This is a genomic window from Pseudomonas sp. ASL3 (genome assembly GCF_056680425.1).
In genome coordinates this window covers 4,686,761-4,699,885 of sequence record NZ_CM155281.1, presented here as the reverse complement: position 1 = coordinate 4,699,885, position 13,125 = coordinate 4,686,761, and the positions used below count along the sequence as shown (strand labels likewise).

Genomic DNA, 13,125 nt, shown 5'->3' with positions numbered 1-13,125 from the left:
CATCGCCAACCCGGTACCAAACGCGCCTGACTGCGCAGTCTTTAAAGAGTTGATGCTAGGCGGTGTTTTTGTGGGGGAGCGGGGTAGGTGACGGGTGGTTGTATGTGATCCGTTGCTTCGCCGGAATATTCAATTTCGCTGATTTCGATGGGGTAATGGAATATTGACGAGGTAATGCATCTGCATTACCTTTGCTTAATGCTCAATTATTACCCCTGGAGGCAGCCATGGCCGCCACTCTCGAAGTCGAATCAACACTCACTGATCGCTATCAGACCACCGTGCCTGAAACGGTCCGCCGTGCGCTTAAACTGAGTAAACGCGACAAAATTCACTACTCGATCCATCCCGATGGTGCAGTGCTGCTAACGCGTGCCGACGAGCCCGCGGCCGAGGATCCCGCTCTCGGGCAGTTTTTGAGTTTCCTGGTGAGCGATATCTCGCGCCATCCGGAGCATCTGAAAGCAATAGATGCTGGCTTGGTGGCCCACCTACAGTCGTTGGTCGGACACGTAGAGCTTGATCTGGATGCCCCGCTTTCGGCGGATGATGAATGACGCGAACCTCAGATGAGCCATTGGTGGTCAATGGCTGGACGATTTTTGTTCATCCGCTGTTCCTTGCCCAAGTCGAAAGTTTGACCCTGCGTGTCGAGGCGCTACGTGCGAAAGATCCATCGGGTTACGTTCGAAAAAATGCGAGCAAGCGTCTTGCAGCTATTACCAAACTGGCATTCGAAGTCATTCCACAAGAGCCCGGCCGCGTCGAGTATCGGCAGGGGACTACGCTGGGCGAGGAACACAAACATTGGTTTCGAGCCAAGTTCTTTCAGCAGTACCGTCTGTTTTTTCGTTATCACGCGCGGAGCAAAATCATCGTTTACGCCTGGGTGAACGATGAGGACACCAAGCGGGCGTACGAGAGTGGCGATGACGCGTATCGGACATTCCGCAAGATGCTGCAGGGCGGTCATCCGCCAGATGACTGGAGCTCTCTGCAAGACGAAGCGCGTGCCGAGTCCAGTCGATTGCTAGAGGTGATCGCACAGGCGGACGTCAGGACGCGGTAGAAGTCCCCCGAAGGGGGCAGTGGCAATGGCGTATTGATGAGGCAGCCACAGCCGCCACTTACCGCTCGCCTTTAATTGCTCGGAATACTCTGGATTTTTTGCATCGCCTGGGTCGCCAGAGAGAGGCATTCTTTCGCGCCTTCATCAGTGTTCCTGGCGAGGGCCGCTTCGGCGCGGTGGACGGTGGTGTCGATATCGCCCTTCAGCTGTTCGTTCATTGCGTGATTGCTCACCTCGGCGTCTCTGACTTTTTGCAGGTTGATCTGACACAGACTACTTTCGTTCCCGGCAAACGCCGGTGAAGCCAATATTGCAGCGGTAAGGAACAAACCAGTAAGGACGGCGTGCTTCACAGACATCTCCTCGAGCATAAGGGCTCGGCGGGCGCTGTGGATTTATGCGGGAGCGCCGAGTGGGGTACACGCCCCGATAGAGGGGGCTGAGCGATTTGATTGTCGCTATCCATCTTCAGTTCCCCGCGTGTATCGGAATATCTCGGGTGCAATGGGACTTCAGGTTTTACGGGAGCCTGAAACGCCTGAAGCCCGCTTTTCAGGGCGGGCTTCAGGTTTGGATTTGGTGGGCCGGGGTAATTTGAATCTGCCTTTTAAACTATTGATTAATATAATAAATTTTAGTTTTTAATTTTGATTGGAATACCAATTGGAATACGTCACAAGATAGCAATGCCATTGCTCCTCCTTTGTAATCGACTTGCCACGCTCGTCATATGCCTACTTCCAAGGCAACTGTTTATGACTTAACACGTGCTCTTGAGGTTATCGAGATTTTGGCGTATGTTTTTCGTACATCTACGGTTTGATTTTCTTACGAGGATGCACACATGGACCTCAGAGTTGAGATCGAAAAACTACTCGGTGCGTTTTGGGAAAAACGGGCTTTGGAGATTCTCGACGATCCACTGGCGACTGACGATCTCGGTGCGCCGTTGGATTCTATTGCGGCATGCGATGCGTTTGTTCATTTGGACAAGTTGGTGAAGAAAAAGCTACCCGTGGAACTGATCATCCGCCATGGCGGCTACGAATCAAAAAATCAGTTTGTGACAGAAATTACCAAAGGGGTGCTGAAGCACCTCAAGGACAGCCCAAAATGAGCATTGTCCTGCAAGACGAACGCAATCAAATGGGGGATCGACTTCGCCAGGCGAGAGAGTACGTTGGGCTTTCTCAAGATGAAGTTGCTGCTGTTTTAGGCCTGTCAAGGCCTTCCATTACCAATATTGAGCTAGGGGCGCGAAAGGTTGAAGCCATCGAACTCAGCAAACTGGCGAAGCTTTATCACAGGACGCTCGATTACCTATCTACCGGGGTTGAGCCCATATCAGATGGTCCACAACAACTCGGATTTCTTGCGCGAGCGATCGATGGGCTCTCGCCGAAAGATCTGGAAGAAGTAGCGCGTTTTGCTCAGTTTCTAAAGCAATCGGGGCGCAAAAAATAGGAGTTGGAAATGGGGCATCGTGATATTGCGATAACCACCGCCAAGCTGGCTTCTGATGTCTTCGAAGCGACACGTGCGATGGAGCGTATTGAGCAGGACGGTTATACCCGGATTGATCCTTTCAAGATCGCTGCTTCCGAAGGTATTTCCGTAATGCTGCAGCCCCTGGACAGGTTGTATGGCGCTTTTATACGAGGCGATGCCTCAGGGATCCTCGTCAATGCAGCGCGCTCTGCCGGCTTGATACACATGACCTGCGCACACGAACTAGGTCATTATTTTATGGGCCACGATACCGCCTTCGACGAAACTATCGATTATGGCCCGAAGGGCGCGATTCAAGAGCAGGAAGCGGAATCCTTCGGCTACCATTTGCTGGTACCTCGTCAGCTCCTCACTATCATCTGCAAGCGCAAGGGTTGGAACCGTCAATCCCTTCAGAACCCACTGATCCTATATCAGTTGTCACTGAGGCTTGGGGTCAGCTACGCCGCCACCGCGTGGTCTCTAATGAGGCACAAGCTGTTCGACTACGACATGGTGCAGCAGTTACTCAAGACAACTCCTGCCTCGATCAAGCGAGCATTGATGCAAGGCCCGTTACCCGATGCGACCAAGGAAGTCTGGCTGCTCGATGATGCTGATCAATCCTCGATCCTTGAGCCGCGCCCTGAAGATCACATTGTCGTCCGTTTGAAAAGCCACGCTTCGGCAGGTTATCTATGGCTGGCAGATTCAGTCGATGAGGCAAAGGCCGAAGGTTTTGTGATCGCACCTTTGCCGGCGTCGAAAATTGATAAGAATGGTTTGTCGTTTGGCGCCGATGCGACTATGGACTATGTCGTGTCCGGAGAAGATGTGGAGTTTGATGCTCCGTACCCACTTGTGTTTACTGAGCAGCGTCCTTGGGTCGGCAAACAGGCAGGGGATGCGAGTTTCAATTCAAGAGCGCATTTTGAGCCGATCGCTGAAGGCCTTTCCCGTGAGGCAAAAATAGTCCTCATCGAAGAGGCGTTGTTACCGTGATCACGCCTGAAATCTTGGTCGACGCAACTCCGGTTGAGGCAAAAAATCAAGGCAATCGACCTACTTGCTTGGCATTTGCTATCACGGACCTGAATCGTCGATTTGCGGATGAAGAATTAGGCCCTGAGTTTTTCTATCGCGCGACAATTGCCCATATCCCGAACTGGCAACCTGGCGACGGTCTGCAAATTCCGGCTGCCCTGACGGCCTCCGCCTTGGGTCACCCAGTTGAACGATTGTTTCCCTATCTGGATCATGAGCCTGGAGTGCCCCTCGAAGCGCTTCCCACGCATCTAGAGCACTTTGGATGTCCTGTTCAGTTTTTTGAGCCTGATGTTGATTGGCTTATCTCAAACATTCGAGCGCAGAATGCAGTGGGTCTCGCGCTGCGACTCACTCTTGAGTTCTTCCAACCTCAGGACGGGATTGTTTCCTTCAGTGAATCGGTGCTCCCGGGCACGATGGTGCACGCTGTCGTTGCGGTCGGACTCGGTTATGACGGTGATGGCGAACCTTGGTTTTTGATCAGAAACAGCTGGGGAGATGCCTGGGGGCTGCATGGCCATGCCTGGGTTTCTTCTACCTATATTGCAGCGCATGCGGCATGCGCCTTTGGAGTAGTACATGGCAGTACTGATTAAGGAAGAACGCGCAGTCTCCGCCTGGCTGGCTGCGGCACGTCATTTGGTGGCCTGCCCCGAGTACACCGATCGCAATCTGATCCTCGAGATGGCATCCGCAAGTGAACTCACCGCCGGGGATCTTGAAATAATCAAGGCTGTGGATACAGCTTTACGCCAGAGCACGCCGGGCTTAAGTGTCGACACCGTAGCAGGTACCATTTTCCCAAATGGGCTTTACAAACGCGATGGTCGTCCCGAGTTTTATGCGCGCTATCTTGATGTCATGGCGCGGGCGAAAAAGCATGGCACCTGGGGCACCTATGCACTGCGGATGATGCGCAGGGTTGCCCGCGACGGCAAGACCCTGTTTAACCCACTTGAGGTGATCATACGCAAGCTGCAGTCTTCCAAGGCGGGGCGCTGCTATCAAGCTGCGTACGAATTAGGGGTCATCGATCCAGAGTACGATATTGCCGACAATACCGATGGCTTTGGTTGTGAGTTGCCTTTGTACGATCCGGGCGTCGATCGCAACAAAGCCTTGAACATGCCATGCCTCAGTCATCTGAGTTTCAAAGTGACGGCCGGAAAGCTCGACCTGACCGCAGTCTATCGTTCGCATTGGTACGGGCAGCGAGCACTGGGCAACCTGATCGGCCTGAGCAATCTGCATAAGTTTGTCGGCACAGAATCAGGCTTTGAGTGCGGAATGCTTACCTGCATCGCCACGCATGCGTATCTCGATATGGGTAGCTTGGGTGGGCCTCAAGAAACAAAAAGAATGCTCAAGGACTTCCCAGGGTAGTCAAAACAGTGAGGCTTGTCTTTTGGCGTTCAGCGATTCGATTGGGATGTTGTAGAGTGTACTCATCCCGTCTCGAAAATCCTTGATACCACCGTAGCTAGGGTGACGGATGGCAACCACCTCCACATCGAACCGACTCGCGTAATTGAACGCGTCCTGCCCGATCGCCACGACTCTGCGTACTTTCAGCCATTTGATCAATAAGCCATTTAACTCGTCGACTTGTAGTAGTTCTCGAGCGGTGAACTTGCGATTGGTAAATGGGTTGCCAGGTTCGTGGGGATGAAACGGGAAGACGTTCCAAAGCAACGGCGGCAAGTCTACGGAGCGTAGCACTGACCAGATTTCAGAGGCAGTGCGCTCTGCAAGCGCTGGACCGATCGTAGCCTGTTTGAAATTGGAGCCCGGGTATCTCTGTGTCATCTCTGGCAGATGAAACTCATCGGTCAACGCCAGGCCGGTACGCCGGCCGCCCCGATAGCCAAGGTCCCGCCCCATCCAAATCGTGTCGACGCCAATTTCAGTCGCCGCCTTCAAATAGCCACGAAGGTTGCGGCGACGCGAAGCTACGGCATCGGCTCGGTCATGGACCGGGCACGTATCTGCGTAAGGATTGAACACGTTGTCGAGCTTCAAGGCGGACAGGGCGTTCACAAAGGCTGTTGGGTTCATTGCTGCTCATTTCTTCGTGAAGGGTTCAAAACTCATGGTGTGCTGCACCATGTCGACGGTTACGGTGCCGCCGCGGTGCTCTTGCAGCTTACGGAAGACCTCAAAGCCGGTCAGTATCGCTTTTTCCCACTGCCACAGCTCACATTTGTCCACTTCATAACCTTCAACCATGCTTTGGATTTGCTTGAGCACGCCATAATCCAGGCTTCCAACTTTCGCATCGACATAGAAATGTTGGCCTTTGGCGTGATTGAAGATCCAGGTGGCAATGCCTTCTTCAATGATCATGGCGCGTGCGCCGTCCTCGTTTTCATCCTTTTTCGCATCGGATTTGCGCTTGCGCTTGAACAAGGCTCGAAGCACTGGTGACCACCCCAGAAACGCGACATATGCCAGATGGAAAACATCATGGAAACGATAGTCATCAGGCTCGTTGCTGTTGTCAGTCAGCCGATCCCCGATGTACACACCTCGCAAGCTTTGAACGACATACCCATTTTGGGCTGTACCTCGCTCGATAAAATCCATAGCTATCTGGCGGGGAAATTGCTCGTGCTCAGGGAAGCCTTCATCAAATGCTTCGGGGTATAGTGCATTCTCTCCCGGCCATCTGCTGTGGATCTTCTCCAAATTCGACCGAGCTACATCCTCAAACCTTAGATCGAAACTGGCGCATGTCAGGGCTAGCTCAGCAAGCTGAGTGCCGAAATGATCGCATCGTGCTTGGTGTGAAAGGGCCATGTATCGAGTTTGACTGGTGTCGGCGATAATTCCAGCGGCGGCGGCCAAGATCCCCAGCTGATCCGATCGATTAATAGAACCTGGTGTTCTTCTCACCTCAATCAAGCTGTCGATGTGTCTGAACGTCACCGGTATCACGGGGTCCTGTTCGCTTTCGTTGAAGCGAGTACGCAACGCAGCAATGCAGCGTTCCCCAATATGGTTATGTTCAACACCTACAGACGCTGCCAGGTTAATCAGGTACCACAATGCATCACCCAGCTCTTCCGCCGCCAGTTCACTGACCGTGGCAACGAGCTGGTCACGCCCGACTTTTTTGAAGGCCGACAGCAGTCCCCCGATTTCTCCGAAATACCCAAATTTAAGACTTTGGAAGCCTTCAGGGGTGGTCTGAAACCGGTTGGTCCCCCCCGCTTTCAGACTGTATTCAGGAACTGACAGCGCCATGGCTTGGGGTATGGGCTTGGACATGCAAAATCCCTTTCTTGGATGACTCAGCGCCAGCAATGGCATTTTGGTATAGCTGAATCATCTCGGATCGCATCCTTTTTGCGCAACCGACAATTACTTCCCTTTCAGCACCTGTTGCACCCAATGAGAGGGCGCGAGCTCTTACTGATGCCGTCACGTCGTAATGAGGGTAACGGCTCTTGGATTGAAACCAGCGACGTTGCAGCCCCAGCCGATCGGCGAATGTATGCAGCTCATCCAGCGAATCTGCCACTAGGTGGGACCATTCGCGTCCACGCCAACGAATGCCTTCTGCATCGACATAGACCGCCATATTCGCTCGCCTTTACTTAAATAATATGCAAATATTTTGCACATTATGAGCTCTCAATTCAACACTCAAATCGACTTAACCCTGCTCGGCCGTCGGATAATGAAGGCTCGCAAGGATCTTGGACTTTCCCTGAAATATTTGGGTGAGCGCGTCGGGGTGCATTACACACAGATCTCCCGGATTGAGAGGGGAGATACGGCGAGACTCGGCAAGAATATGCAGAAAATATGCAAATATTTGAACATTGAAGTTTATGCGGCTCGACCCACGGAAGCAGTGACGAACCTGTCTCACCGCGTGGAAAAGCTAGTTAGCGAATGGCCAGAAAGCGAGCATCTAATCAGGAACATCCTGGATGGCATTGAGGAGGCCCTTAAATCGCGTAATGCCTAGCTACAGATCCGGTGCCACGTTGATGCAAAAAAAGCTGGGCACCTTTGAGTGATCGAAGTTTTTGCATGCCTCAAGGGAATCCCCGGACCAGCCCTGTCTTAAACATGGCTGCAGAGCGGCGCCAGTTGATACCCGCCCATCTATCCGGTGTGACATCATCTCCTGCTCCCAATTTGTAGTTGAAAGCAGGACGGAAGTATGGACCAAACGCTCTACAGTGCAGAACCCGTTGCCATCGTGCGCCTACCAACTCAGGTCATTATTGCCGAGCCTTCGGCTATCAGAGCGCTGGACCCTAGCCTTCCTCCCGAGATTCAGCAACGTTTGCTAACCATGCAGTACCGTCATGTAACCCTTCAGGACGCACAGGTCAGTGGGAACGCTTACTACGATGCGCAGCAACAAGATTGGATAATCCGGACCACGCGGCTTGAGCCCGCATTTAAGGGTCTAGTTTTCGAGGCGATGCTGGCGAGACTTTGTCGGGAGCAGCAGCCCTCTGTCGGAAAGCGAGCCTTTGCTTGGTGCACCAACCGATCTATCGGTCGCGTGACACAAAAAATGCTCGATGAGTACATCCCATTCATCACTGCCGACCGCAGACTTCAAGACCGCCCTTTGACCGCGACGTTCTACAACCCGGGTAGCCCGTTCGATCTTCAGTTTTATCGGATAAACGAAGCTGGCGCGGCCGAGCTCGCCCTACAAGCTGACACCGGCGCGCTCGCAGGAATACAAGCAAAAGCAATCCAGGGCAGTGAACGCACTGAAATAATCGACCCAGTGCTTTCTGGCCGTTATCCGCATGTCCTCACTATGTTGAACCATAAAACTGGTGAGCATAGCTATGAGGTCTGCCGACGGCTTCTTAGCGCGATGGCCAAGAAAAACGAGATTACTAGTGAACGAGCTATGAATGCACTGAATAGGATTACCTATCCCGCTGCTCTGGGAATCGATCAGGCATACATTGAAGACTACAGCGCGTTCATTAGCCTTTCCTATACCCAGAGAGTACAACCCGCTTCTGATTTGGTAGAGGCCATCGCTTTGGAAGTGAGCGAGAATCTCACAAGTTCGCCTGGTGGCATCCTCGTGCCTGCACAGAGAGATCTGATTTTGCCACCGACGCTTCAGTAATTCCTGTCTACGGAACCGAAGATGACTCACTAACGCGGCAAAATAGACTTGTCCCCCAGTTGAATAAGCTTGAAATCGACGTTAGAGGTTGCCTCTCTGTAAGTGGCCTCACTGTCATCAAACGAGGCTGCCACGATGCTTTGCAGCCCTTTCTCGGATGATAAAAGCTGAAAGAGTGCCTGTTGGCTTTTGGTAGCCATTGAGTGCTGCCCCGGCTCGTCCAGCAACAGGAAACCCAGGTGATTGCCATTGACGGTGTGGTGAGAGGAGGTTTGGTAAATGGAAAGCAGGTAGCTCCAGATCAGACGAACAAAGTCGCTAGCGCTGGACTCCCTGGCAATGTTGCCCTTGCCTTTAGGACTGTCGTCGCTTCTTCCAATGTTTGAAGCTGTGGAGGAGTCGAGGGCTGCGGAATTAAATGGTTGTCTTTGACCATTGATCTCTCTGAGCTCAATCTTAGCTAGGTACGGGAGGAGATTCTCTCTGTTGAACTCGATGTCCTCGATTGCCGCGCTGTGATAGTCGAACGCGCTGATGTTGGCGCGGAACATTCTTTCGAAAAGTGAGTACTTAGCTAGGTCAGCGGGCGAGTAATGATCGCTTGGCATCGTCCCCCGGCCTTTTTGATTATCGAGGAAGCGTTGTGATAGCGAGCCGAGAGCATCGAGTGCTCGGTCCGAGTTTTCCTCAAACTTAGTAAGCCCTTCGAGCTCCATCTCGATTTGCACTTGCAGCCTGATGCCCGATTTGGAGACAGACGAGTTGGAGTTCAGGTCAGATCGTAGTGCCCTAAGCGCAGACTTTGAAGCCGACAGTGTTCTTGCCAGTTGATCCTTCAGCGCTTCCGACTCTTTTATAGACTGTTCAATTCCACCATTTTCTCTTTCGAGCATTCGCAGTTGGGCAGACAAGTAGTCTATATTGGTATCGATATCCATGTGTGGCGTACTCTCATGCAGGTCTACGAGAGAGTTACCAATAGATTGATGGCAGGCTGGACAAGAGTTACTTGCAGTTGACAGGCTGAGCGATGCACCGAATTTGATCAGCTTCTGTGCTGCGTGGTTTTTTGTCAGTTCATCTTTCGCCTGTCGAGTATTGAGTCTGTTGCTGTTTAGATTGACGCGTAATAAGGCGAGGTCACCCAGGCAAGTCTCATAAGCAACTGTAAAGCGCTCAAGTTCATTAGTGTGCTTTTCAATTGCTTGAGTTATTTCTTGTGTTGGTGTTTCACCCTGGCTAGCGAGTTTGATACCAATAATTTGGTGCTCATTAATCTTGCGTTGCCTATACTCCAAGATGCTCTCTATCACGCCTTCAGAGATTTTGTGGAAGTTGACTAGTTCTGCATTGAAGTCCGGTACTGGTGTTTTCGAGATGTTGGAAAACTTGAAGCCATGCTTGAGGGTTTCACTCAAAAGTGTTCGGTAAGTAATTTGCCATTCATCATAAATCTGCTTGGATTCTTGATCCAATATGTCGCGTTTGGCATCTGTTTCGAAAACATCGGTGCCAACCAAGAAGTCGACGATCTTAATGCGTGCATCTCGCACACCGAAATATGGAAGGTTTGCAATGTAGTCAGTCCATCCCCGTTTCTGCTCAATCACCATCGCGGCGAAGATATACTGTAAATAAAGCTTTGCTGGTTTGTTGTTTGTCCGCGGTACAAGGGGAAGCTGCAAGCCGAGAAACTGCTCAAAATATCTAAAAAACCCCTCTTCGATCTGAGCGCTGTTTGCGTCATGGATGAACTTGTACAGGGTGGGGGCCGTTTCACCCTTGGTAAGCCCTGAGCACTCCTGGATACGTACAAGCTTCGTACTGAGACCGTTTTCTCTAACGCTGCGTCTTGCGGTGATGGTCTTGCCGTTGCTCTCGATTTCGATTGTAACTCTGGATGTCTGGATTTGATGCTTAAGTCCTTCGTGCTCCAGATAGTCCTTCAAGGCATAGGTCAGTGCATTCTCATTCTGCGCCCCCAGTAACTCTTCCATGCCTATTGCATACATGATCGCGTGCACGATTGTACTTTTACCGGCTGAGTTTCGGCCGCGGATGATATTCAAGTTGCGATTGAATTCGGTAAAGAATCCAAACGGACCACTATCCGTCTGAATTTCGATATGGATTGCTTTGATGTACATTATTATTCCCATCCCTTGGACACGGTATTCACCATATCTTCCGTAATTTTTTTTCCGATCAACTTCAATGCCGCCTTCTCTTCGCTGAGTACGGAGTCATCAGCGAGTATCAGTTCCACATAAGATCTGCCGGAGGCAGTTAGCTCAAATCCTGTTGTGGTGGGCGTTATCAATGATTCACTGAATGCAAGATTAAGTGCAATTGCCATTGCAGGATCAAAACCCCAGATCGGGAGTTGCAATTGACCTTGCTGGGCACCAATTGTTAGTGACCGGGTACGCTCGGGCGTCTTGAGTGCCCAATTCAGTAGGTGGATTTTTGGAAGGCTTGATCTGCCGCCACGTCCGGACAAATGTAATATCAGAAGCGCCTGGGAAATTTTGTAGAGAGGGCGAAGCTCCGAGAGCACCGGAATCGGCCGCCTTATAAATTTGAGCTGAGCCATTATTTACTCGTTGAAGTCCAGTTCGCAGATCGCAAGCCATCGTGCGACAGTCCTACGCACCACATCACTTGCCATGGACTTGTCTATGTTGAGATGGCGATCAGTGGTCAGGTATTCCATCAGCCTGTCCCTTACCAGTGTTGTGAGTTCCTCGGGTGTTGCGTCAGACGTAAGTCCCCATTCCAAGACGTCTTGCTCAAAGGTATTCACTATTCGGGCCACGTTTACATACGTTTGGGGCGAGCGGTCATACAGCGACTGAAAATATGTATCGTGATCAAGAAAATTATTAGTTGTCAGCTTGATCAAGTTTTCAATTTTTTGAGCGGGTCTTCCTGGCATTCGTAGGCGACATTTCCTTTCCAAATTCTCGTCATAGGGTTCAGGGGTAATGCTCACTCTTGGCAACGATTCTGTCGGCGAGCCCAAGCATGGGGGTAGGCCTTCTGACGTGCGCAGCAGATTGAATTCTTTTATGTAGAACTCATGATCATGGAGCAATATCGTGAAATCTTCATCGAGGTGCGGAAGGCTCCACCCCCTGACCTCAGTCTGTTTAATCTGGGTATAGGAGTGCAGCTTGTTTCTGCTGATTTCGGGAGTGACAAAACACCAATTTTTGATCTTTGTGCCGCCCAGAATCTTTTGTAGATCATCAGAGTAATCTCTGAGCTTCTTCAGATCGTCGTTGATCTTTGTACGCTGTTTCTCATAAAGCTCGTCTTGATGATAAAGCCTTTCTGGGCAATAACACTGGAACGCATATCCGGTGTGTTTTGTGTATCCCTCGATCCCAAAATCACCAGGCGAGGCGGGTATATGCTGATATCCGTCGCCGCCATGCTTGAGTTTAAATGCAAGCTGACACTGCGCTTCCCAAGTCGTACCTGTGAATTTGCCAACGGGTGTCGTGATCACTGCATGCCTGCCTTGTGAATACTCATCGGGAGGCGATGCTCATCGTATCCTTCCGAAATCTATAGGTGCCGGTTGGGCGTCATCTGTTCCTTCGCGTGGCCCTGCGACCTCGGATACTCCAGAAGCTATCAAAACGCTATCAGCCGGTCTAGCAGGAACCGGTAATTTGGATTCGATATATACATAGGCTGTTTATCTGTACAGCATGAGTCGACCCGATTTTGTAGGTAATGCTCCGGGGATGCTTGTTGACCGTACTTTTGATAACCAGCGGCAGCTAATGGCCGGCTTCTACCTTTTGATACCCTCAGCAGCTGTTGACGTTTGAGGCTTTGTTTTTCCCGCCAAACCCTCCGATCCAGCGATCTTTGATCGCGCCGATCGGAGGGTTCACCCGCTTTTTCTCGAAGCCACCTCGTTCCATCCTTCCATTTCAAATTTGATTAACGTCACGCCTCTTTTACCATCAGTAATCGCCTTCAATCTCTGTCGAATGCAAGGCGGTTTCAGCGTTTGAACCGAGCTTGTCGTAGAGTTTCGTCTAGAGATGTGGCGACACCGGTGACACCGGCGACAACCCTAGTCCTGTCCGGCTTTGAGCTTGGCGACAAAGTGGCGACAGTCGCCACTTTGTCGCGCGCTTTGGCCGTGACGCTTGACCGCCTTTTCGAGCGGGTATAAAAATTGGCGCACGGATCGCTGTCGTTGACAGCACCTGCCCAGGTAGCCAGAACCTTCAAGGCTACGCCACTTGGTGGTGGTTCTCCCGAAGTGCGATTAGCGTCCGGCGGCTCGCACGGTCACTCCCCAAGAGTGATGGATGCCTACTCGACTTATCTGTCCACTCCGGCAGACGATGGACCCTCCTCGCTGCGCTGCAGCAACCTCACCTCTCGA

Annotated in this window: 16 protein-coding genes; 9 read left to right on the top strand and 7 right to left on the bottom strand. The window is 51.5% G+C overall.

Translation table 11 applies throughout. The features are described from left to right. Positions 1–227: 227 nt before the first annotated feature. Positions 228–557, top strand: coding sequence for a type II toxin-antitoxin system PrlF family antitoxin (locus tag AC1MEE_RS21825; protein ID WP_480411621.1), 330 nt, complete (start codon positions 228–230; stop codon positions 555–557). After that, positions 554–1,069, top strand: coding sequence for a type II toxin-antitoxin system YhaV family toxin (locus AC1MEE_RS21820; protein ID WP_480411620.1), 516 nt, complete (start codon positions 554–556; stop codon positions 1,067–1,069). Before AC1MEE_RS21825 ends, AC1MEE_RS21820 begins: the two co-directional genes overlap by 4 nt. A gap of 71 nt (positions 1,070–1,140) precedes the next feature. Here AC1MEE_RS21820 and AC1MEE_RS21815 read toward each other — a convergent pair whose 3' ends face one another. Further along, positions 1,141–1,422 (bottom strand): hypothetical protein, encoded by a 282-nt coding sequence (locus tag AC1MEE_RS21815; RefSeq protein ID WP_480411619.1) that lies wholly within the window; start codon positions 1,420–1,422, stop codon positions 1,141–1,143. Positions 1,423–1,913: 491 nt separating this feature from the next. Between AC1MEE_RS21815 and AC1MEE_RS21810 the strand changes: the two genes are divergently transcribed. The 5 genes from AC1MEE_RS21810 to AC1MEE_RS21790 are packed head-to-tail and all read left to right on the top strand — an operon-like array spanning position 1,914 to position 4,987. After that, positions 1,914–2,186, top strand: coding sequence for a hypothetical protein (locus AC1MEE_RS21810; protein ID WP_186607171.1), 273 nt, complete (start codon positions 1,914–1,916; stop codon positions 2,184–2,186). Then, the gene (locus tag AC1MEE_RS21805) at positions 2,183–2,533 is read left to right on the top strand and encodes a helix-turn-helix domain-containing protein (protein ID WP_186607172.1); all 351 of its coding nucleotides are present in this window, start codon (positions 2,183–2,185) and stop codon (positions 2,531–2,533) included. Before AC1MEE_RS21810 ends, AC1MEE_RS21805 begins: the two co-directional genes overlap by 4 nt. 9 nt (positions 2,534–2,542) lie before the next feature. After that, positions 2,543–3,559, top strand: a complete 1,017-nt coding sequence (locus tag AC1MEE_RS21800) for an ImmA/IrrE family metallo-endopeptidase (protein WP_480411618.1) — start codon at positions 2,543–2,545, stop codon at positions 3,557–3,559. Next, positions 3,556–4,200 carry a C1 family peptidase gene (locus tag AC1MEE_RS21795; RefSeq protein ID WP_480411617.1) on the top strand — a complete coding sequence of 215 codons (645 nt, stop codon included), beginning with the start codon at positions 3,556–3,558 and terminating at the stop codon, positions 4,198–4,200. The genes AC1MEE_RS21800 and AC1MEE_RS21795 overlap by 4 nt, the downstream gene beginning before the upstream one ends. Continuing rightward, positions 4,184–4,987, top strand: a complete 804-nt coding sequence (locus tag AC1MEE_RS21790) for a thymidylate synthase family protein (RefSeq protein ID WP_480411616.1) — start codon at positions 4,184–4,186, stop codon at positions 4,985–4,987. The genes AC1MEE_RS21795 and AC1MEE_RS21790 overlap by 17 nt, the downstream gene beginning before the upstream one ends. Here the strand turns inward: AC1MEE_RS21790 and AC1MEE_RS21785 are convergent, their stop codons facing one another. Genes AC1MEE_RS21785 through AC1MEE_RS21775 form a run of 3 tightly spaced genes read right to left on the bottom strand, consistent with a single transcriptional unit; the run spans position 4,988 to position 7,184 of the window. Continuing rightward, positions 4,988–5,659 carry a uracil-DNA glycosylase gene (locus AC1MEE_RS21785; RefSeq protein ID WP_480411615.1) on the bottom strand — a complete coding sequence of 224 codons (672 nt, stop codon included), beginning with the start codon at positions 5,657–5,659 and terminating at the stop codon, positions 4,988–4,990. It lies immediately after the preceding gene. A gap of 6 nt (positions 5,660–5,665) precedes the next feature. After that, positions 5,666–6,871: a nucleoside triphosphate pyrophosphohydrolase family protein gene (locus tag AC1MEE_RS21780; protein WP_480411614.1), complete on the bottom strand. Its 1,206-nt coding sequence runs from the start codon at positions 6,869–6,871 to the stop codon at positions 5,666–5,668. Further along, positions 6,828–7,184 (bottom strand): DUF4031 domain-containing protein, encoded by a 357-nt coding sequence (locus AC1MEE_RS21775; protein WP_480411613.1) that lies wholly within the window; start codon positions 7,182–7,184, stop codon positions 6,828–6,830. The genes AC1MEE_RS21780 and AC1MEE_RS21775 overlap by 44 nt, the downstream gene beginning before the upstream one ends. Before the next feature lie 45 nt (positions 7,185–7,229). Between AC1MEE_RS21775 and AC1MEE_RS21770 the strand changes: the two genes are divergently transcribed. Next, on the top strand, positions 7,230–7,577 hold the full coding sequence (locus AC1MEE_RS21770) for a helix-turn-helix domain-containing protein (protein WP_480411612.1): 348 nt from the start codon (positions 7,230–7,232) through the stop codon (positions 7,575–7,577). A gap of 198 nt (positions 7,578–7,775) precedes the next feature. Next, on the top strand, positions 7,776–8,717 hold the full coding sequence (locus AC1MEE_RS21765) for a hypothetical protein (RefSeq protein ID WP_480411611.1): 942 nt from the start codon (positions 7,776–7,778) through the stop codon (positions 8,715–8,717). Between the two features lie 29 nt (positions 8,718–8,746). Here the strand turns inward: AC1MEE_RS21765 and AC1MEE_RS21760 are convergent, their stop codons facing one another. The 3 genes from AC1MEE_RS21760 to AC1MEE_RS21750 are packed head-to-tail and all read right to left on the bottom strand — an operon-like array spanning position 8,747 to position 12,228. Further along, on the bottom strand, positions 8,747–10,864 hold the full coding sequence (locus AC1MEE_RS21760; RefSeq protein WP_480411610.1) for an AAA family ATPase: 2,118 nt from the start codon (positions 10,862–10,864) through the stop codon (positions 8,747–8,749). A gap of 2 nt (positions 10,865–10,866) precedes the next feature. After that, positions 10,867–11,310 (bottom strand): hypothetical protein, encoded by a 444-nt coding sequence (locus AC1MEE_RS21755; RefSeq protein ID WP_480411609.1) that lies wholly within the window; start codon positions 11,308–11,310, stop codon positions 10,867–10,869. Positions 11,311–11,313: 3 nt separating this feature from the next. Beyond that, a complete protein-coding gene (locus tag AC1MEE_RS21750) occupies positions 11,314–12,228 on the bottom strand; it encodes a hypothetical protein (RefSeq protein WP_480411608.1) in 915 nt (304 codons plus the stop codon). Positions 12,229–13,125: the final 897 nt, after the last annotated feature.

Coding starts and splice junctions, on each gene's coding strand:
- AC1MEE_RS21755 (WP_480411609.1), bottom strand. CDS start 11,310: ATGGCTCAGCTCAAATTTATAAGGCGGCCGATTCCGGTGCTCTCGGAG.
- AC1MEE_RS21825 (WP_480411621.1), top strand. CDS start 228: ATGGCCGCCACTCTCGAAGTCGAATCAACACTCACTGATCGCTATCAG.
- AC1MEE_RS21810 (WP_186607171.1), top strand. CDS start 1,914: ATGGACCTCAGAGTTGAGATCGAAAAACTACTCGGTGCGTTTTGGGAA.
- AC1MEE_RS21780 (WP_480411614.1), bottom strand. CDS start 6,871: ATGTCCAAGCCCATACCCCAAGCCATGGCGCTGTCAGTTCCTGAATAC.
- AC1MEE_RS21820 (WP_480411620.1), top strand. CDS start 554: ATGACGCGAACCTCAGATGAGCCATTGGTGGTCAATGGCTGGACGATT.
- AC1MEE_RS21785 (WP_480411615.1), bottom strand. CDS start 5,659: ATGAACCCAACAGCCTTTGTGAACGCCCTGTCCGCCTTGAAGCTCGAC.
- AC1MEE_RS21775 (WP_480411613.1), bottom strand. CDS start 7,184: ATGGCGGTCTATGTCGATGCAGAAGGCATTCGTTGGCGTGGACGCGAA.
- AC1MEE_RS21765 (WP_480411611.1), top strand. CDS start 7,776: ATGGACCAAACGCTCTACAGTGCAGAACCCGTTGCCATCGTGCGCCTA.
- AC1MEE_RS21805 (WP_186607172.1), top strand. CDS start 2,183: ATGAGCATTGTCCTGCAAGACGAACGCAATCAAATGGGGGATCGACTT.
- AC1MEE_RS21800 (WP_480411618.1), top strand. CDS start 2,543: ATGGGGCATCGTGATATTGCGATAACCACCGCCAAGCTGGCTTCTGAT.
- AC1MEE_RS21770 (WP_480411612.1), top strand. CDS start 7,230: ATGAGCTCTCAATTCAACACTCAAATCGACTTAACCCTGCTCGGCCGT.
- AC1MEE_RS21760 (WP_480411610.1), bottom strand. CDS start 10,864: ATGTACATCAAAGCAATCCATATCGAAATTCAGACGGATAGTGGTCCG.
- AC1MEE_RS21790 (WP_480411616.1), top strand. CDS start 4,184: ATGGCAGTACTGATTAAGGAAGAACGCGCAGTCTCCGCCTGGCTGGCT.